Annotated in this window: 14 protein-coding genes; 5 read left to right on the plus strand and 9 right to left on the minus strand. The window is 56.3% G+C overall.

Annotated features, from left to right (window positions below; genetic code table 11):
- The first annotated feature begins 48 nt into the window (after window positions 1–48).
- Together BLR09_RS16190 and BLR09_RS16195 are read left to right on the plus strand one after the other, a co-directional pair.
- Window positions 49–549 (plus strand): nuclear transport factor 2 family protein, encoded by a 501-nt coding sequence (locus BLR09_RS16190; RefSeq protein ID WP_176785577.1) that lies wholly within the window; start codon window positions 49–51, stop codon window positions 547–549.
- Window positions 550–573: 24 nt separating this feature from the next.
- Complete coding sequence (locus BLR09_RS16195; RefSeq protein ID WP_093204465.1) at window positions 574–1,833, plus strand: DUF937 domain-containing protein; 1,260 nt, start codon at window positions 574–576, stop codon at window positions 1,831–1,833.
- Window positions 1,834–1,882: 49 nt separating this feature from the next.
- Here BLR09_RS16195 and BLR09_RS16200 read toward each other — a convergent pair whose 3' ends face one another.
- From BLR09_RS16200 to BLR09_RS16245, 9 genes are all read right to left on the minus strand, one after another.
- Window positions 1,883–3,148 (minus strand): sensor histidine kinase, encoded by a 1,266-nt coding sequence (locus tag BLR09_RS16200; protein WP_093204468.1) that lies wholly within the window; start codon window positions 3,146–3,148, stop codon window positions 1,883–1,885.
- The gene (locus tag BLR09_RS16205; RefSeq protein ID WP_093204470.1) at window positions 3,145–3,822 is read right to left on the minus strand and encodes a response regulator transcription factor; all 678 of its coding nucleotides are present in this window, start codon (window positions 3,820–3,822) and stop codon (window positions 3,145–3,147) included. The genes BLR09_RS16200 and BLR09_RS16205 overlap by 4 nt, the downstream gene beginning before the upstream one ends.
- A gap of 118 nt (window positions 3,823–3,940) precedes the next feature.
- Entirely contained in the window at window positions 3,941–5,275 is a 1,335-nt protein-coding gene (locus BLR09_RS16210) for an OmpA family protein (RefSeq protein WP_093204473.1), read from the minus strand.
- 201 nt (window positions 5,276–5,476) lie between these two features.
- Window positions 5,477–6,577, minus strand: a complete 1,101-nt coding sequence (locus BLR09_RS16220; RefSeq protein WP_093204479.1) for a DUF4861 family protein — start codon at window positions 6,575–6,577, stop codon at window positions 5,477–5,479.
- A gap of 109 nt (window positions 6,578–6,686) precedes the next feature.
- Entirely contained in the window at window positions 6,687–8,561 is a 1,875-nt protein-coding gene (locus tag BLR09_RS16225; protein ID WP_093204482.1) for an alpha/beta fold hydrolase, read from the minus strand.
- A 44-nt stretch (window positions 8,562–8,605) separates the two neighbouring features.
- Window positions 8,606–9,871 carry a sugar MFS transporter gene (locus BLR09_RS16230; protein WP_093204484.1) on the minus strand — a complete coding sequence of 422 codons (1,266 nt, stop codon included), beginning with the start codon at window positions 9,869–9,871 and terminating at the stop codon, window positions 8,606–8,608.
- A gap of 108 nt (window positions 9,872–9,979) precedes the next feature.
- Window positions 9,980–11,599: a hypothetical protein gene (locus BLR09_RS16235; RefSeq protein ID WP_143011120.1), complete on the minus strand. Its 1,620-nt coding sequence runs from the start codon at window positions 11,597–11,599 to the stop codon at window positions 9,980–9,982.
- Window positions 11,596–13,377, minus strand: a complete 1,782-nt coding sequence (locus BLR09_RS16240) for a glycoside hydrolase family 97 protein (RefSeq protein WP_093204490.1) — start codon at window positions 13,375–13,377, stop codon at window positions 11,596–11,598. Before BLR09_RS16240 ends, BLR09_RS16235 begins: the two co-directional genes overlap by 4 nt.
- Window positions 13,374–15,641 (minus strand): heparinase II/III domain-containing protein, encoded by a 2,268-nt coding sequence (locus tag BLR09_RS16245; RefSeq protein WP_093205317.1) that lies wholly within the window; start codon window positions 15,639–15,641, stop codon window positions 13,374–13,376. The genes BLR09_RS16240 and BLR09_RS16245 overlap by 4 nt, the downstream gene beginning before the upstream one ends.
- A gap of 215 nt (window positions 15,642–15,856) precedes the next feature.
- Here BLR09_RS16245 and BLR09_RS16250 point away from each other — a divergent pair, with 215 nt between their 5' ends.
- The 3 genes from BLR09_RS16250 to BLR09_RS16260 all read left to right on the plus strand — a co-directional run bounded on the left by BLR09_RS16250 (window position 15,857) and on the right by BLR09_RS16260 (window position 19,251).
- Window positions 15,857–16,300, plus strand: coding sequence for an HYC_CC_PP family protein (locus tag BLR09_RS16250; protein ID WP_143011121.1), 444 nt, complete (start codon window positions 15,857–15,859; stop codon window positions 16,298–16,300).
- 167 nt (window positions 16,301–16,467) lie between these two features.
- Complete coding sequence (locus BLR09_RS16255; RefSeq protein WP_245689940.1) at window positions 16,468–18,594, plus strand: TonB-dependent receptor; 2,127 nt, start codon at window positions 16,468–16,470, stop codon at window positions 18,592–18,594.
- A gap of 102 nt (window positions 18,595–18,696) precedes the next feature.
- Window positions 18,697–19,251, plus strand: a complete 555-nt coding sequence (locus tag BLR09_RS16260) for a helix-turn-helix domain-containing protein (protein ID WP_093204498.1) — start codon at window positions 18,697–18,699, stop codon at window positions 19,249–19,251.
- Window positions 19,252–19,342: the final 91 nt, after the last annotated feature.

A 19,342-nucleotide genomic window follows, 5' to 3' on the forward strand; every position in this document is an offset into this window, starting at 1 on the left:
GAAGCATTTTTTATCGTTATTCGTGGACCATAACATGCAATGAAACCTATGAAGACCTTCCTCCCTCTGCTCGCCATGGTGCTGCTGGGATTCAGTGCCCGGGCACAATCCGAAGATGAACAAATCAAAGCAACCCTGCAGAACTACCTCGATGGCGGGGCAGACGGTGATACGGCGCGTTTGAACCGGGCATTTTACCCGCTGGCGAACCTCCGGAGTCTGAAAGACGGCCGGGTGACCAATACCCCGGTCCGCGAATTCATCGCAAAGGTTCCGAAAGGCGGAGCCAAATGGACGGGCAAGATCGTTTCCTACAACTACCTCGGTGCAGCCGGCAGCGCTGTACTCGAAATGGAGCTCGACAACTTCAAGTTTGTCGATTTTCTCTCGCTGATGAAAATCGGGGCGGATTGGAAAATCGTAAGTAGAGTTTTCACCCGGGCGGAGAAGGACCAGACCATCTCGTCCTTCGGTGGCGGAAAGCCTGCGGCTACTGCCAAAAAGGGTGCCGCCAAACCCAAGCCGAAATCGGATGACGGCTGGAACTGAGAAACGATAGTCTGATCACTGCCAATGAATATTTTTTCGTACCTGAAAGATCTTCTCTCCACGGATTTCGTGGAGAATACCTCTTCTTATGTTAACGAGGAATCCGGTAAAGTGGAATCGGCGCTGCATGCCGCAGTGCTGTCCGTGCTGGTTTCCTTCCTGAAGCGTACTTCCAACGAAAGTGGCGCGAAAGCCATGTTCAAGGCCATCGAACGCGAAAAACTGGACGGACGCGTAACCGCTTCTCTTCCCGGCGTACTGAAAGACCGGGAGCAGGCCAGCCAGATCGTTCAGCGTGGCGGCAACCTCTTCAGCCACCTCCTTCCGGACAAACGCAGTACCCTGGTCGCGATGATCAGCAGCCACGGAAAAATCCGGAACTCATCAGCGACCGCTGTACTGGGTCTGGTTTCTTTTGTGACGCTCGATACGTTCGGGAAGCTCGTCCGCGACCAGAACCTCGACGCCACCGGCCTCGCCATCCTGATCCGGAACCAGAAAGATTACCTGCTCAAGGATGCTGACGCCGAGATGATCGACAAGGTCGCGGAGACGCTGTCGGTCGACGGTATTACCCGCCTCGGTTACGTCGAGCCGGGAGAGGAGACGCTCGAAGAGCTGGCTCCGTCCCGCACACGGCATACCTCCGAGCACGCATATGATGACCTGAATTCTAGGAGCGTATCTGTCCCCTGGAAAGGAATACTGGCGGTAGCGCTGGTTGTCGCGGTCCTTGGCGCCGCCTGGTTTGGCTGGTCGCAGTTTGGAGACTCGCTGATGAGTAATGCCGATACCACATCGTCTGAGGAAGTAGCTGTACCTCAGGATTCTACAGCCAACTATCCGGATACCACGGCCCGCCCGGCAGTACCTGCTGCGACAACGCCGGCAGCGGCGACGACTACCCCGACTACCGGCGGTACAACTACGGCTGCCAAAATCGCCCAGCACCTGAGCGACCCGCTGGCGAAGGAAGGAAAGATATTCGTGATGAACGAAGTGAAATTCGACCCGGCAACGAACGAACCGACTCCGCAATCTACCCCGGCGATCGACGAGCTGGCTGCCGTATTGAAAAAATACCCGACGGTACAGCTGAAGTTTACCGGCGTAACGGTTCGTCCTGCCAACAAAAAGAATGTTTTCAAACAGGCCAACAGCCTGAAGGTATACCTGACGAAGGCCGGCGTTAATATCATCCGCCTGGATTCGGGAAGCTTCCTCTCCACCGATTCTACGTCACAGAAAAGTGATTTTGTGATGGTGAAAATCGTACACCAATAGGAAGTAACGACTGATAAAAAAGGCCCGGAAGATCGCTTCCGGGCCTTTTTTATGCTTCTTTTCGGGCGAGCCGGAACGTATGCTCACCCTTGTTTTCGGTATACCGGATCGCAAGGCCGTAGCTGTCGCAGATCTGTTTGACGATTGCCAATCCGAGGCCCGCCGAATCCGAGCCGGTTTCTTCTTTCTTGAAGCGGGAAAAGAGCACGTCGGGTTCGTTGTTCAGGGTAGGACCGCTGTTCCGGATCAGGAGTTCGTCGGCCGAGGATTCCACCCGGATATAGCCGCCGGGCATATTGTGTTTCAGCGCATTGCTGACGAGGTTTCCGAGGAGGCTGTCGGCGAGTATCGCCGGAAGAGACACGACAAACGGCGAAGCGGTTTCCTGCTCGATCCGGATGCCTTTGTGGGTGAACAGCTCCTCCATGTCGGCGAATTTTTCGTGCAACTCGCGCGACAGGTCGATCTCCTGCGGAGACGTAAACTGCCTGTTTTCAATTTTCGCAAGGAGAAGAAGACCCTGGTTGAGCCGGGACATGCGCCGGGAGGCGTCGTAAATGGTTTGGATCCAGCGGGTTTGGTCTTCCGTCAGCTGCTCCGACTGAATCAGTTGTTCGACCTTGGCATTGATCAGGGCCAGGGGCGTTTGCAGCTCGTGCGAGGCATTTTCAGTAAACTCCTTCAGCGTGGTATAGTCGTGAAGGAGTTGCTCGGCCATTTTTTGCAGGACTTCGTTCAGCTCCCGGAATTCGATGATCTCCGGTTTTTCCAGGTGGAGGGCTTTGCCGCTCGACAGATCGAACCGCTTGATCCGCGCCAGTGTCTCGTAAAACGGCTGCCACAAGCGCCCCGAGAGCCGGTCCTGAAACCAGAAAGTCCCAATGAGGAGCAGGCCGAGGACCGTCGCCATCGTCAGCGTAATGACTTCAATCAGGCGGTAGGACTGGATGAGCGACTTGCGGATAGCTACCCGCTTGGTTTCCTGCTGAATAGGCGTATAGAACGTCAGCTGACGGAAGGGTATCCACTCTTTCGTGTAGCGGTCCTGGATGAGGGTATCTTTGAAATGCTCGCGGAAATCTTTCGGCTGGGTACCTGGCTCTACTTCGATCTTGTTTTCAACGAAATACGAATTGTCTTTCCAGGTATAATGATGTACGTAGACGAGGAAATCACGCTTTTCGACCAGCAACCGGCTCTCCACCTCTTCGTAAATCAGCCATTTGATAATGCCATAAAACGCAATCGCCGTCACGATATACAGGCTCAGCGAAAAGGCGAGGTAGATGCGGTTGGTTTTTTCGAGAAGTCTCACTGCGGGCCGAATTTGTAACCGATGCCGTAGATGGAGCGAATGTAGTCGCCTGACCCCTTTTCCACCAGCTTCCGCCGGAGATTTTTGATGTGGGAATAGACCATATCCAGGGAATCGGCGGAGTCGATATTGTCGCCCCAGAGGTGCTCGGCGATCGAGGCTTTGGTCAGCGCGACGTCGAGATTCGAGAGAAAATAGAGCAGCAAATCATACTCTTTCCGGGAAAGAACCGTCTCCTGCCCGCCCACGAATACCTTGTGTGCATGCGGATGTACTTCGATTTCCCGGAAGCGTATTTCATTATGCCCGCCGAAATTCCGCCGCCGGATAAGGGATTTGACCCGGGCGTTCAGTTCGGAAAGGTGAAAGGGTTTGGTGAGGTAGTCGTCGGACCCGACTTCCAGTCCCCGTATCTTGTCCTCCAGCGCATTACGGGCCGAAATGATGATAATGCCCGTGGAGGCAATGCGTTTTTTCAGCGTTTCGATCAGGTCGAGGCCGTCGCCGCCGGGCAGCGTGAGGTCCACGATCACGCAGTCGTATTCGTAGAGGTATAGCTTTTCATCGGCCTCGCGAAAAGTAGCCGCCATTTCGCACCGGTAGCCTTCCCGGGTGAGGTAGGAGGTGATGCTTTCGGCGAGTTCCTGCTCATCTTCAACGACTAACATCTTCATGGGTTCACAGCTTTGATCTCCCGAATATATTCCCCCGATTCTGGAAAAAAATGGGAAGTATACGTCAGAGCTGTTCACCGGAAACAAAAAAAGAGCCGGACATATGCCCGGCTCCGTGTTACAAGCGCGTGATGATGAATTCGACGCGGCGGTTCACTTTCCGCTCTTCGTCGGTTCCCTTTTTGACGAGCGGGCGGGTATCTCCGTATCCGACGGCCTCGATCCGCCCTTCCTGAATTCCGTGGCTGACGAGGTAATCGCGGCAGGCGTCGACCCGGTCCTGAGACAGCTCCTGGTTGGCGTCGTGATCGCCGACGATATCGGTATGCCCTTCCAGGCGGATTGCCATTCCGGGGTTTTCCTGCATCATGGCGACCAGCTTGTTCAACTCCGCGAAGGAAGCCTTCAGCAATTCCGATTTTGATACTTCGAAATAGATATTCTTCAGCGTAATCTTATCGCCGACAGCCAGCGGGTTCAGGTAAATATCCCGCGTGACGGTTTCTCCGCTCTTTGTCTTGCTCAAATCCAGTACATCGTTGGTAGCGGTATAGCCACGGGCAAAAGCGAGATAGGTGTATACCTGTCCTTTCGGCAGCGACATTTTATAGAGACCGGTGCTGGCGAAACTCTGCACGGAATCGAGCTTGGCTTTGTCGCCCGACCGGTGAAAATCAATCGTCGCACTGATGGGCTGATTGGTCTTGGCGTTGCGGACCACGCCGGTTACCAGGGCAATAGGCACGACAGGCGGCTCTACCGGTTTGGGAGGCGTATTATCTACTTCGCCAACCTTGCCCGTGCGGGGGCGGGTGGCGGGTTTCGTCGGCCGGGTATCCGGTTTTTTGATGGGAGGCAGCGGGTTATCAACGTGCAGGTTGTAAATATTCCAGCAGATCAAGTGGTCAAAATCGTTGCATTCAAAGAGATCAAAGTCTTCCAGACCGGGATCGAGGCGTTCGAAGACGATTTCGAAGTCAACCGATTTTCCGACCGGCACCGTCATAGCGTTGGCCTGAAATGTTTTTATGTCTGTGAACTCGCCGATGGGTAGCCCACCGCCGCGGATAAATTTGAATTGCCGCGTTCCTTCACCGGCGATCAGCACCGCGGAAGGCCGGAAGGCAATGCGCTCCGAGCCATCGCTGATGACACGCCCGTTCTCGTCTTTTTGGACGCGACTGCGATTGGTAAACGTCAGCGAGAGGACGGTACCCTGTTGCGTCAGCCGGACGGAGCGTATGGTAATCCCCTTGTCTGCCGGCCGCGGAGCCTCTTGTGGAACAGGTTGTTGGTCCGGGTAATTCGGACGGCCCTGCGGCTCAGGGTCTTCCCGGCGCGGCACCGGGCGTGAATCGGGATTTTTACGGGAGTCTTCCGGTACGCCGGTCGGATACATAGGTCCCACGCAGCTGCCGAGCAGCAGGGGAAACAAAAGGAGAAGGTGTTTCATGGAGGGGGTGAAGATTCGGTTCGGGGGAGGGTACACAGGTTTTGTTCGGTTGAAGAAAAAAAACAGCTTCAAAGATAAGCCAAAAATCCACCGGAAGATCAAAAATATACTTACAGAAGACGTGGGTTTTATCCGACTTCTACGAAAAAAGCCGCGTCCCGGAGGAGCGGCTTTTTTGCAAACAGGGTATTGAAACAGAAATCAGAGATTGATTTTCAAGGGATTGCGCAAACGGGCCGCAAACGCATCGAGGTAATGTGCCCATGCCAGACCGGAGGTAATCACACCGGCTTTGTCCCACGCGCCGCCGGAATAGTAAACAACCGGCCCCGACGCCGAGAGGTGCGCCAGCGCGTGCTCATACCGCCGGCTCATTTTGATATTTCCACCGGAAAAAACGCAGCCGACGCCGATGGCACCGTCTTTGCCGTGCGTCGGCTCCCAGTAGGCCAGGATGCCGTTTTTCTCATCTTCTACGATCATACCCGGTTCTTTCCGAAGGGTAATCCCGGCAACCAGCGGCAGTGCCCCGGGGGCGGTATGCGTGGTCTCCACCAGAATCCGGCTCAGCTGAGAGCCGGCGTCGAGGGAGTAGGTTTTGACCGTCTGGACCGTAATACCCTGAAACACATAGGTAGGGTAGGTAACGCGGAAGGTGGAGCGCAGCGGGCCGTTGTCAAGTACCTCCCATTTCTGATAGTTGTGAATATACCGGATGGAATCGCCGAGAAACGCGCCGATATCTCCGCCGCCGAGGGTCAGGCCGACGTGGTAGTAGTCCAGCCCCTCGCCGTGGTCGTTGTGGTAGTCGTTTTGCTTGTACCATTTGTTCAGGATGAGTGCGGAGGTACGCTTCGCCCAGATATCAGACCCATAGGCGTTGTCCGACCGTTTGTCGAGCGCGGCGCCATAGATGCGGAACGCGATCCGATCATTTTCCCAGGCAAAATCATCGTACCGCTCCGGCACATACCGGCAATAGGTCTTGGCGGGCACGGGCGCCGGTTTTCCTTTCTGAAAAAGCAGTTTCAGGGAGCCATGCGCCGGTACGCTGACCTGTACGAGCAGGTTTTGTATGTCTTTCGTGCCTTTACGTTCGGCCTGCCAAGGGAGTTCGTTTTTGCCGGCGAGTACTTTCAGTTGCGCGGTGTCGGCGGCAGGAAAGGCTTTTTTGACCGTTGCCCACGGTATTTCGACAACCGCCTGATCGAATGGCAGGTCGCTGTCGTTTGTCACCGTTACCTGAGAAAAAGCCGGGACCGTACCCAGCAGGAGCAAGCCAAAGAAAAATCGTTTTTTCATAGAAGGAGCGAATAGCCGGCCCGATGCCGGGTTTCTAAGAAATAGACCGTTTCTCCCGGAAAGTCACTTATTCTGACGTAGAAATTTTCGTACGAAAAACAGCTATGAACTATTTCCCTGCCTGAAGAAAAGCCAGAAGCGCTTTCGTAAAAGCCTCCGGCTGATCGAGGTTGGCAAACATACGAGCTGATTTCAGCGTCACTTTTCGCCCGTGAGGTACCCGATCCAGCAGCGCTTGCGAAGCTTTTGCTGCCGCCGTGGGTTCCCGCTCGCCGTGAAGTACCAGAACAGGCATCCGGAGGGCGGGCAGCTTAGGAATGACGGACGAACCCAGCAAGCAGCGGGGGCCGATGTGCAGAAAAGCCCATGCCGACCAGTCGCGCGCAGCGGCGACAAACAAAGGGCTGTTTTCGTCCGGACGCGTGGAGTTCATTCGCAGCTCGGCCAGCAGATACGTTCTGGGCATTCGCATTTCCCGCCATTCGTTGATTTCCTTTTGGCGTTTGGCTTTTTCTTCCGGCGAAAACGGAACGTCCGGTCCGGGATCAGGCGATACGCCCCCGCCGGAGACGGTCAGGGAAAGGACCCGTTCGGGATGCAGGGCGGCGAAATCCGTCGCGACAATTGCCCCGAGCGAACTGCCCACCAGGTGCGCTCTCGGTATGTTCAGGGCATCGAGGAGTTTGCCGAGGTCATCGGCATGTAAAAAGGCTTTTCGGGGAAGATCGGACTGCCCGTACCCGCGCAGGTCATAGCGGACAACGGTATAGTTTTTCGCCAGTTCCGTAAACTGTCTGTCCCACTGGCGGGTGTCGAGTACATAGCCATGCAGGAGAATAACCGGCGGACCGTTTCCCGCGATTTCATAGTACAACTGAGCATCTCCGGCCTGCGCCATGCCTTTTCGTACAGGTATCAGCGGCCGGCCGGTGGGTTCCGGGTTCATAATGGTTCGGCGAACCATCGTTCCCAGCACCGGACTTCCCAGAAACGAAGAAAACCCCTCCGGGTTCGGTCTCGAAACATCAATATGCGCGAAGAAAACGCCCACAACGCCGCTGATCCGGTCAATCCAGGGATAGGCCCCCGCCCAGCCTGGACTGCTCAGCTGTATCGCCCGACCGTCGGGATAAAGCTCTTCCCGCCAGACACCAAGCCCGTACAGTCCCTGATGGGTATTCCCGCGGACTTCTTCCACAAACTCTCCGGGATTTACCCGCGCGGGTGATACCTGATCGGCTTCCAGCGCGGCGATGGCTTTTTCGGAAAGTACCCGTTTGCCTTCCCAAACACCCTGCTGCTGAATGAGTAACAAAAACCGGACATAGTCCCGGACACAACTCCTGGCGCCGCCACCCACCATCGGATTATGGCCGGGCGTAGGATCTACCGGCGTAAAATGCGTGTGTGACATACCCAGCGGCCGGGCAATTTTTTCCTGAAACAGCGCTTCCCATTCCTTTCCGGAAGCCAGCTCCGCCATACGGCCCGCAACCTGCATCGCCAGCCCGCCATAGTGAAAGACCGTGCCGGGAAGGGTATCGGCCGGGAGCGGCCGGATGGCGGCGACGGCTTCCGCCGGGGTTTGGTAGTTGTCCGGATGGAGGCCCTTCGGCTGATAGTCGGGGTAGCCGGACGTATGGGAGAGCAGTTGCCGGAGGGTCGCTTTTCCTTTTACATCGGTAAACTCCGGCAGCCAGCGGGAGACGGGGTCATCCCAGGATAGTTTTCCGTCGTCGACCACTGCTGCGATCGTCGCCGCTGCCAGCCATTTTCCTGCCGAAGCGATGTAAACTTCCGTTTCCGGGGTATACGTGCCGAAAGAGCGTTCGTAGACCGGCTTCCCGTCTTTCCAGGCAGCCATCGCCGCGCCGGGATAGTAGCCGCGGTCTACCCAGTGCTGCACCCGCTGGCTGACGGCTGTGAAGTCATACCGCGTTTGCGCCTGAACGGAAAGACAGAGAAAGAAAAGAAGGTAACGCATGGGCCGGAACGAAAGCGGGCGGCCTTGCGAGCCGCCCGTTGGTATTACTTGGATTTCGAGAACTTCGCCCCGAAAAGAAAGATCACAGCGTAGCAAATAATCGGCAGGTAGTAAGCTGTAGCTACATCGGTGTTAGCAACTTTTCCCATTACGTATGGAAAAAACGCGCCACCAACCACGCCCATCGAGATAAACGACGACGCCTGCTGGGTATGCTTTCCGAGGTCTTTGATGCCAAGGCTGAAAATCGTCGGAAACATGATACTGAAGAAGAAATTCAGCATCAGCAGCGCGATAAACGACGGCCAGCCGAAGCTCTGGGCGATAATCAGACACATCACAATGTTGCACAGCGCGAAAATCGCCAGCAGCTTGTTCGGGGCGATAAACCGCATCAGGAAGGTGCCGATGAAACGCCCGACGGTCATCATCACCATACTCAGCGCGAAATAGTACCCCGCCGTTTCGTCTGACAGGCCCATTTTCTCGTGGCCGTAGTTAATGAAAAACGCCCAGGTACCCGCCTGCGCCGCCACATTGAAGAACTGGGAAATAGCCGCCCAGACAAAATGCGGGTGACTGAAGAGGGATTTGGAGCCTTTCAGAACAGAAGGATCGGTTGGTACGGCATAGGCATCCGCTTCGGCTTCGACCGAGTGCGGATCTTCGAATACCGGTACTTTCACAAACGAGAACGCAACGGCAATCAGGGCAATCACCGTTCCCACAATCATATACAGGGTTTTGACGGACCCGAGGTCGTGTTCGCCTTCTCCCGCACCGGCGCGGAGGAGGATATAGGTGCCGACGGTAGGCCCGATGATCGTTCCCAGTCCGTTAAACGATTGGGCAAAGTTGACCCGCTGATCACTCGTCCGCTGGTCGCCGAGGCCCGCTACAAACGGGTGCGCCACGGTTTCCAGCGTAGCCAGCCCGCAGGCCAGTACAAACAGGGCAAACCGGAAGAAGCCGAACGACTCGGCATTCGCTGCCGGCACAAACAGAAACGCGCCAAGGGTATAAAGCCCCAGACCCAGCAAAACACCGTTTTTATACCCGAACCGCTTCATAAACAGCCCTGCCGGGATACTCATGATGGCATACGCCCCGAACATACTGAACTGGACGAGGCCCGAATCGGCTTTGGAAACGTGCAGGACGTTCTGGAAGTGCTTGTTGAGGACGTCGCCCATCGAAATAGCGAAACCCCACAACAGAAAGAGGGACGTGACAAAAATCAGCGTCACCAGGTACTTCTTCTCGGTAAAGGCGGCCGTGGTTTTGCCCGAGGCCGTTGCGGATGCTGACATGAATAACAGGTTTGATAGTGTTCGCGACGGCCGGCCGGACGCCGCCATCGTCGTTCAAAATAACGACCGGATCAGACGATTCCGATCATATCCGACGGAAATAGTCTCCTACGGTTGCAGGTAAAAGCTGCGCTCAACCGGCTCGGCCGTCGCCCATTTCCCTGGAATGCCATACTGCCAGGCAAGCAGACGTATACGTACCGGGTACCGGGTCCGGGGCGGAAGGCGCGTGAGGCGAAGACCGCCTTTTTCCAGTCGGGCCGGCCCTTCCAGTACGGTCAGTTGCACCGGTTCTTCCGAATCCGCCCGGACCGGCACGGGTATCCGGCGGGTACTTTTCCGCTGATCGGGGATTTCCGGGAAATGAATGACTTGCGGCCGGCCGTTTGTATTCCGTTTCGGAACGAGTAGCTGTGCCTGCTGGACGGCCGGTTTATACACATCGTCTCCCGGATGGATGGCAGCGAACCATAGCGCCAGAGGTTTGTCACTATTACTCAGGCCGCGCTCCGGTTTCAGCCGGAACGTCGAGTCGTCGAGTACCTCAAAGGGACCGGTGATTTTCGTCAGCCGAACCTTACCTACGGCATGTCCGAGGGGCGTGCCGACTGCCCGTTGCGTCCATGCAGCCGGGCGGGGACTTTCCCCCGGAACCCGGTCCAGCCACGCACCGCGCAGGCGGAAGGTACTGCCGTCAGGTAAGGGACGGAACGCGAGATCAACTTGCTGATGGGTATTGCGTTGGGGGACTAGGTTCCCATCCTGCATGTACCCGGCAAGCTGCGGTTTCTTGCCGCGCCAGCAGGCCTGATAGGTTTCTGTGGCGCGGACCATTTCCTCGTCAAAAAACCAGAAAGCTTCCGCCGGGTTGCCGGAGTATTTGCCAACGGGAGCCGATTTTGTTGTCGGAATGCGGTCCCGTAACCATTTTTCAGCCAGCCAGCCCGTGCGGGACGGATCCACGGGTATCAGGACGGGCGCCTGTCCGGCCGTCGTTCGCGCCGGCAGCCGGTACTGCATCGCCTTTTTAAGATACAGGGCGAGGTACTGCGCTTTTGTTTCGGTGGAAGCGAAATGCCCCTCTCCCGGGCACGCCAGCATACTCAGGGGCGTGAGCGGGTATTGCTGCCGCTGGCGGAGGCCTTCGGTCGACCAGCTATCGGCCGCCTCGTATTCGCCCATCGTTTCGAGGCAGGGTATGTAGTCGACCTTCCGGTCGCCCCAGATCGGCGGCGCAAATTTATCATCCCGGAAGTAGGGCCATTGCCCACTAACCGACAGGCAGCAGAGCGTCCGCTTCGGGTTCCAGGCCGCCAGGTAGTAGGGCCACGAGGCGGCGGCCGAATGCCCGAGCGGGGCCAGGGGAACATACCGGAGTTCGTCATACCCGGAACACTCAGCCAGGTCGTTCAGTAGCTTGTTCAGGATTTCTCCGGCACCTTCGTTGAAGCGGAACTGCAGGTCGAATCCGGGCGCGACCCATACTTCCGCCACGTCCATTTTTGCCAGCTCCCGACGGAAGGTCCGGTGTTCGAGGATGGAGATTTCCTCCATATTATGCTGGGCGACGACTACAGCCCGTATCTGTTTCGTTTTTTCAGGAATCCAGAGATAGGCAGTCGCATCGGGATTCCGGCCTCCGGGGGCAGGAACCGACCACTGCCATTCCTGGGCGAGAGCAGGTAGCGTCATGAGTCCTGCCAGCGCGATCAGAATCCACCGCATCATCGTTTACGGAAGATAAAAGCCTTGCCGGTTTTGGCTTTAAGTTCGATGGATAGGGAGTCTCCTTTCCGGGCCGTGCGTACTGTTTTCCGGATACCTGCGTCGGGGGCGTCTTCATAGGTAACAAGGTCATATTCGGCTTCGTCTTCCAGGAAAGAAAGCGTTAGTGTTTCCCGGTGATCGTTGAGGCCGGTTACTGTACCCATGTACCAGTCACGGCCGCTGCGGCGGGCGGTGGTGATATGATGTCCGATTTCCCCGGAAAGACAACGACTCTCGTTCCAGACCGTCGGTACGGCTGCGAAGAATTCAATCTCCTGCTCCTCGGTATAGTCATTCGGGTTGCCATACCAGAAGATCGACTGCAACGGACTGAAGTATATCACCGAAAGTGCCAGTTGCTGGCCTTTACTGACCTGTAGTTTCAGGGTACTCAGCCCCTGGTTGAAAAACCGGTTGGAGTTGGGGTAGCAGAAGGTATAGTCGGCCGCCCCCGCCAGAAACCGCGTAAAAGGCAGCACGGTATTGTGAAAAGCGTCCGGGTTGTTTTCATTACCCCGTATCCCTTCCTGACTGAGCAGGTTGGGCCAGGTATGGCTGAGGCCGGTCGGTTTATAGTTATCGTGGATATTGAGGACGAAGCCGTGGTCGTATACCTTTTTCATCGCGCCGGAGAGCCAGGATAGTCCTTCCTGTGAAAGACCGTCGACAAACCCGAATTTCAGCCCGGCTACGCCCCAGGACCGGTACAGCGGCAGCAACTCATCCAGCCGGGCACGCAATGCGATCCGGTTGACGTAGAGAATCACACCGATACCCTTCTCCTTGCCATAAGCGATGACTTTGGCCAGATCGAGCGCCGGTATAGGTCGGGTAGGATCGGAAGAGGGCTTGAATTCCGGTCCGTACCAGCCGGCATCGTACATAATATACTGAAAATGGTGTTTTCGGGCGAAGTCAATGCAGTCGAGGCCCGCCTGCGTCGTCAGCGACGAACGGATAAGTTTGCCGGGTTTCACCCAGGCCGGAACAGCTCCGGGCCTGGTCAGGCGGAGCGACAGGTCGCTGAACCGGGTAAGTGCCACCGCCGATGGCGCGATGGCTATTGTCCGCCAGGGAGTTATGTCTCCGGCCGTTACGCTGTCTTTCCCGAATGAAATACCCAAACCGGCTTCTTTTTTCACGAGGACGGCTTTCGTGAACGTTTCATTTCCCGCTTCGCCGACGGACAGGAAGAATTTTCCGCTGGTCAACGTTGTCGGGAAGTCGCTCGTCCGGGTCAGCTCCGCAAGCGGAACAGGCGTGAAAACCGTTTCCTCGTTGTATTGATAGAGCGTTGCAGTCTGCGCCGGGCGGAAGCCTGTCAGTTCGTCCTGAATCCGGGCAGATGCGACCGGAAGCCGGTACCGGAAGGCAACAGCGCCGTCGTACACCCGTACTTCTACCTGAAAATCCGTGGTACCGGATCGGTAGGAGAGCACCGCCTCGCGGTACCGGTTGACGACGCGATCGTTTTCGCCCAGGCGCCAGTCAAACGATTCGTCTTTCTCCTGCCGGGTTTCTTTCCGGAACGTTGCCGACTGCCCGAGAGCAGTCTGGCCGTAGCGGATACCGAGCGGCGACCAGTCCAGCACGGGTTCGCCGCCCATTGAAACGCGGTATTGGAGACTATTGGCTGCATCCGGGCGGATTTCCCATTTCGTTTGGCCGTCGGGTGAAAGCACCGGTTGCTGGGCTCCCGCCGGAAAGGCCAGCAGGAGCAGAAGTGCATATCTTTTCATGGTTGAGCAGAAATTTCGACGGTGAGGCGTCCGTCGACAACGGTAGCCGGAGCCGGGCGGTGGTTAAGTGTCAATTGCCGGGGCTTCAGTCCGAAAGACGCCCGGATCAGCGGCTGGCCCTGCAGAATAAGGTCCAGGTGGTCCTTCTGTTGCCGGGCGATAAAAAAAAGCTTGGAGAGGGAATTGAACCAGGTTTTCCCATCCCGGCGCAGGTAGCTGCCGTAGGCCATGAAGAGGTCGGAAGGCTGATCGGGCTGCGTTTCGGGATAGGTGACGGCCATGAGGTACGCGTCGGTATCCCATCCCCCGAAAGTATTGACGCTGTTGAGGTGCATGACCCGGCCGTCTGCCCGCAGGTTCAGGTATACGTCGGTGACGTTGCCGTCGGCTTTGATCCGGACACCGCGCATGGTTTCGTCGTGCAGTCGCTCGATAACCGGCAGCCGCGTATCATTGAGCGAATCTTTGAGAATAATGGCGGTGATAAACTTCGTCTGGCTGACTTTTTCCGGGCATTCGATCGAATAGTATGTTTCCGTTTTTGTAAGATCCTTTGCCTGCGGGGCGGATAGCTCTTTCAGAATCATCTTTTCCGGAAAATCGTGGTTAAACCCGGTCTGCACGAGGGTTTCCGGAAACAGTGGGCGGACGAGCACGGAGGCGTTGTTTTGCGTGATTTCCAGGTCGCCGCCGGCTTTCCGTGTGGCGCCGCCGGGATGCAGCAGCCATTCAAACGTGCCGTTTTCATACGTCTTGAGGTCATCAATGATCAGGATGACTTTCCCGATCCAGAGGTAATGCCGGAAATTCCGGGAGAAGGTATGGGAGGTAGGACCAACGGCATCCGACAGAATATACTTGATTGTTCCGCCATCCATGAGTTCGCTGAGCCGTCCGGGAAGGGGCGAGCCGTGGTATTGCTGATCTTTTGGCTGTGCCTGTCCGTTGAACAGTACCACATTGTGAGCAGGACTCTGGAAGAAATACCCGGGATATTCTTTGGAGGCATACGAGCTGTTTCCGGCGTCTTTGATGAGCTGCTCACCTTTGTGAAAGAGGATAAAGGAGTTGGCGTCGGCGTGGGAGTGGTTCCAGGTATAGCCGGATTTCACACCCAGGAGGGTTGCGTTTTTCTCCCACGACGACCGCATGCTGGCCCAGTTCATATCCGGAAACAGCGCGGAGGTCGGCAGATCGGGTACCTGCGGCGCAGGTTGCCTGTCGGGTAGATAGACGAGTCCGAGCGGCGTATCCGGCGACAGCCCTTCGCGGTGCTGGCCTTTCGTGATCTGGTTGAGGTACCACAGGTGATTGGGATGCCGGTAGCCGAGGGCTTCGAGCAGTTTGACGGGCCGCTCACCGGTAACGGCCAGGTTGCCGTCTCCGAAATTCAGGGAATAAAGTATGCCGTCGCGCGGGTAGCCCACATGCAAAAACCAGTCGGGAAACTTCGCAAGCCCCGGCAGGTCAGGCAGGGTCTTCTTCGGAAAGGTATTGGTATAGGCCAGCCGGAAAAACAGGTATTCCGATAATCCGAACGACGCATAGTTGACGCTTTCATACATGCCGCCGTTGCGATCCATCGTTCGCGGCTTGAAATGGAGTTCGTCGCCATTGAACCGGTACCATTCTTCCGACGCTTTTGATACTGTCTCGACCCAGTTTGCCGCTTCCGGGTAGTCGCCGAGGATGGCCAGCGACGCTACCCCCGCCATACCCACGCAGGCGCTCCACCAGTTATGGCCCATGGAGTTGAGGGTATGAAAACGGGTTTCGCCAAATACCCAGTTGTCGAGCGCCGGGCGTATACCCATCCGGACAAGGCCATCCACAATCGTCTTCCGGTCTTCTTTCGACAGGGTTTCGTAAACGGCGTCGAAACCGAGGGCGACGATCCGGCAGTTTTCGGCGGTTTTCAGGTCGGACGTCCACGCCGGCTTCCGCTCCAGCATTTCCGCATTGCTCCAGGACGGTTTCGAACAGAGATTCAGCAGTACTTCCCTCACTTTTCCGGCATAGGAAGGTTCGCCGGTGAGGAGGTAGGCAAGCGACAGGTGATCGACGCGGGCGCGGGCGTCGCCGCCTTTCAGCGCCGCGTCGGCTTCCTGCCGGATGGTTTGCCAGTACGAGGCAATTGCCGTGTCGGAGGCGATCCGTTTTTTCAGGACTTCCAGGCGGGAGGACGGGAAAAACAGGTAGGGATGTTTCTGCGCGGTGGCAGTAGACGCTGTCAGAAACAGGAACAGCAGGAGGAAACGGTTCATGCGAGGTACTGGCTGTCGGCCCGGAGAATGGGCCGTTTTCAGGAAGAAGTAGTCCGTTTCCGGGAGCGTATACTCCGGAAGGGCCGGGGAAAGGACAAAAAAGTTTCGAGGCGTGGTTTTCCGGCAGGAAACGCGCTTTCTGCTCAAATAAATATCCCCTGCACCGCTTGGCTTCCTGAAAATATTCCCTAATTTGGCGACCAAATCGTTCTCTGATGAGACAATCCCTGCTTTTCCGACTGTTCAACGTATTGATGGTGTTCGTCGTCCTGGCGAGCTCTACCGGCTTTGGCCTGGTGGAACACACCTGTCATATACGGGGGAACAAGAAAGTAGTATTGCTCACCGAAAACGCCAAGGGCTGTCCGGTTTGCGCGCCTGCCAAGGTAGCCGCCGGCCAGAAGGAGACCGTTAAGAAAGACAAGTGCTGCGAAGAGGAAACCCGCTACGAACACGTCAGCTACACCTCTTCGCTGACCAAGCTAGCCGCCGGTTTTGTAAAAATGGTGGCGGAGGCTGCGGTGTCGATCGCGTTCTTCTTTTTTCACCTGATAGCAGACACGCTCTCCGCGCTGCTGTCTTCTGCTTCTGTTTCGCACGCCGCGATCCCGCTTTCGGGCAGGGACTTGCTGGTTTTCGTGCAGTCATTCCTCATTTGATACCTGAACGGGCGTGTTTTTTCTCCGGTGTCTGAGACATCGGAGCACTACTCTCTTTGTTCCATTCAGGCCATGAAATCATGTACATTCAGCGAATCCTATTCACTGGGGCACTTTTGCTGTGCTCTCTGCTCTATACCCAGGCTCAATCGTTAAAAGGAACCGTTATGGAACGGAAATCCGACGGAAAAACCGAACCGCTCACCGGCGCGACGCTCTTCTGGCTTGGCAGCCAGATCCACGCGCAGACCGACGGAGAAGGGCGTTTTGCCATCGAACGCAGCCCGGCGTACCAGCGCCTGGTCGTGACGCTCGTGGGCTTCCGGAGCGATACCCTGACGGTGGCGACGGGCGACGACCTCCGCATCTTCCTCGAAAACAGCAATCAGCTGCAGGAAGTAACGGTGACGAGCACGTCTACTGCCGTGGATCGCCTCAATCCGATTCATACCGAAATCATCACCACCCGGGCGCTGGCCAAGGCTGCGTGCTGCAACCTGTCGGAGAGTTTTGAAACCAATGCCTCTGTTTCAGTTAGTTACAGTGACGCTGTCACCGGCGCCAAGCAGATTCAGTTGCTCGGCCTTGCCGGCAATTACGTGCAGATCAATTCTGAAAACATCCCGAATATCCGGGGCCTGAACACGACGTACGGCCTCAATTACATTCCGGGAACGTGGATCAGCTCGATCGACGTCGCCAAGGGCGTTGGCAGTGTAGTCAACGGATACGAAGGCATGACGGGCGCTATCAACGTGGAGCTTGCCAAGCCTGACGGGCCGGAAAAGCTGTATCTCAACGGGTATGTCAACAGCTTCGGCCGGGGTGAACTGAACCTCAATCTGGCAAAGAAACTGACCGATCGCTGGTCGGTAGGCCTGCTGTCTCACGGCAGCGCGCTCCGGACGCGGCTCGACAAAAACGGAGACGGTTTTCTGGATAACCCGCTCTACGCGCAGGGAAATATTGTGAACCGGTGGAAGTATCAGTCTGACCGCTGGATGAGTCAGTTTGGTGTAAAAGCCCTGTACGAAGACCGTACCGGCGGGCAAATGGATGCCGGTCGTGACAAACCCAATGTCTACGAGTTCGGCAACACGACTAAACGGATCGAGGTATTCAGTAAAACAGCACAGTTGTTCCCGAAAAAACCGTACAAAGGCCTCGCCCTTATCGTTAACGGTGTGTACCATGATGCCTCCGCTCGATTCGGCCGCACACCCTATGCCGGCACGGAAAAAAGCCTGTACAGTAATCTGATTTACCAGAATATCATCGGCGATACCCGGCATACCTATAAAGTAGGCGCCAGCTTCCTGCTGGATGATTTCCGGGAACGCTGGAAGGATTCGACCTTCCGCCGTCAGGAAGTAGTGCCAGGGATTTTCGGGGAATATACCTATTCGCTGCCCGACCGGATTACGCTGGTAGCAGGCAGCCGGGTAGACTTCCACAACCTCTATGGCACGCGTTTTACGCCCCGTTTGCATGTCCTTTTTCACCTGCCTGCGGAGACAAGCCTGCGGATAGGCGGAGGGAAGGGCTGGCGCGTTGCGAACCCGATTGCGGAAAACTATGGTATGCTGGTCAACTCCCGTACGCTGGAAGTGATGGACCGGAGCTTCCGTCCGGAAGAAAGCTGGAATTACGGCGTGAGTGTCAACAAACAACTGCACTGGTTTGGCCGGGCGGCGAATTTCGCGGTGGATTTTTACCGGACGGATTTTCAAAACCAGCTCATTGTCGATATGGAGACCATGGACCGGGTCCGTTTCTACAACCTGCGTGGCAAAAGCTTTGCCAACAGCTTTCAGGCCGAGGTGAATGTACAGCCCCTGCCGCGCACGGAAGTGAAGCTGGCCTACCGGTGGTTTGACGTATGGCAGACGGTTTTCACGCCGGGTGGGGATCTTTCCCTCCAGCAGAAAATGTTTGTCAACCGGGACCGGGTACTGTTTAACATCGGCTGGTCGAGCGACAAGTTCGAAAAATGGAAAGCCGATGTCACCTGGCAGTGGAACGGGCGCCGCCGCATCCCGAGCATGACACACTCGCACGATGGCAGTCTGCAGGAAGTATTCGCCCCTGCCTTCTCCAACATCAATGCCCAGATTACCAAGAATTTCCGTACCTGGGCCCTGTATGTCGGAGGAGAAAACCTGAACAACTTTACCCAGAAAAACCCGATCGTCGGCGCCAATGACCCCTTCGGCAAATCGTTCGACGCTTCGATGGTCTGGGGCCCGGTGATCGGACGGATGGTGTATGCGGGGTTTAGGTATAAGATAAAGTAGTTTTCGGTTTACGGTTTTCAGTTTTCTGTTGGTTAAAAGGAGATTGACCCCGCTCAACAGAAAACTGAAAACCGCAAACTGAAAACCGTAAACAGGCTCAACATGACCCTCTACATCAAAAACATGGTATGCGACCGCTGCCGGATGGTAGTCAGGAAGACGATGGAAGACCTCGGGTTGCATCCGCAGCGGGTGGAGCTGGGAGAGGTGGATATTGCGGAGGAGGCCGCTGACCTCGGCTTGCTGCGGGACCGCCTCGAAGCCGTTGGTTTCGAGCTGCTGGAAGACCGGCGCGATCAGACCGTCTCCCGGATCAAGCGCCTGCTTTTCGATTACCTCGACTTGCAGGACAACGCCCGGACGAATGTGTCGGATTACCTCGCGGAGGGTCTCAACCGTGATTACAGCGCGCTGAGTAAGCTTTTTTCGGAAAGCGAAGGAACGACCATCGAACAATATTTCATCCGCCTCAAGATCGAAAAGGTCAAGGAATGGCTGACGTACAGCGAATGGAGCCTGAGCGAAATCGCCTACAAACTGGGATACAGCAGCGTGGCGCACCTTTCGAACCAGTTCAAGAAGGTAACCGGACAGACGCCGACCCAATTCCGGCAAAGCCCGGCCCAGGCGCGGCGGGTAGCACTGGATCAGGTCTGACGCCCGAATCGTGTAAATGCCTTCCCGAATCCTGTAACAGGGGCGAAACGGAGGGCGGTACCTTTGCGCGACGGAAGTCTTTTCCCGATAA

Origin of the sequence: Siphonobacter aquaeclarae (genome assembly GCF_900103285.1) — a bacterium.
In the GTDB taxonomy this organism is placed as follows: domain Bacteria; phylum Bacteroidota; class Bacteroidia; order Cytophagales; family Spirosomataceae; genus Siphonobacter; species Siphonobacter aquaeclarae.

Coding starts and splice junctions, on each gene's coding strand:
- BLR09_RS16235 (WP_143011120.1), bottom strand. CDS start 11,599: ATGATGCGGTGGATTCTGATCGCGCTGGCAGGACTCATGACGCTACCT.
- BLR09_RS16190 (WP_176785577.1), top strand. CDS start 49: ATGAAGACCTTCCTCCCTCTGCTCGCCATGGTGCTGCTGGGATTCAGT.
- BLR09_RS16260 (WP_093204498.1), top strand. CDS start 18,697: ATGACCCTCTACATCAAAAACATGGTATGCGACCGCTGCCGGATGGTA.
- BLR09_RS16205 (WP_093204470.1), bottom strand. CDS start 3,822: ATGAAGATGTTAGTCGTTGAAGATGAGCAGGAACTCGCCGAAAGCATC.
- BLR09_RS16195 (WP_093204465.1), top strand. CDS start 574: ATGAATATTTTTTCGTACCTGAAAGATCTTCTCTCCACGGATTTCGTG.
- BLR09_RS16240 (WP_093204490.1), bottom strand. CDS start 13,377: ATGAAAAGATATGCACTTCTGCTCCTGCTGGCCTTTCCGGCGGGAGCC.
- BLR09_RS16250 (WP_143011121.1), top strand. CDS start 15,857: ATGAGACAATCCCTGCTTTTCCGACTGTTCAACGTATTGATGGTGTTC.
- BLR09_RS16220 (WP_093204479.1), bottom strand. CDS start 6,577: ATGAAAAAACGATTTTTCTTTGGCTTGCTCCTGCTGGGTACGGTCCCG.
- BLR09_RS16225 (WP_093204482.1), bottom strand. CDS start 8,561: ATGCGTTACCTTCTTTTCTTTCTCTGTCTTTCCGTTCAGGCGCAAACG.
- BLR09_RS16255 (WP_245689940.1), top strand. CDS start 16,468: ATGGAACGGAAATCCGACGGAAAAACCGAACCGCTCACCGGCGCGACG.
- BLR09_RS16210 (WP_093204473.1), bottom strand. CDS start 5,275: ATGAAACACCTTCTCCTTTTGTTTCCCCTGCTGCTCGGCAGCTGCGTG.
- BLR09_RS16245 (WP_093205317.1), bottom strand. CDS start 15,641: ATGAACCGTTTCCTCCTGCTGTTCCTGTTTCTGACAGCGTCTACTGCC.
- BLR09_RS16230 (WP_093204484.1), bottom strand. CDS start 9,871: ATGTCAGCATCCGCAACGGCCTCGGGCAAAACCACGGCCGCCTTTACC.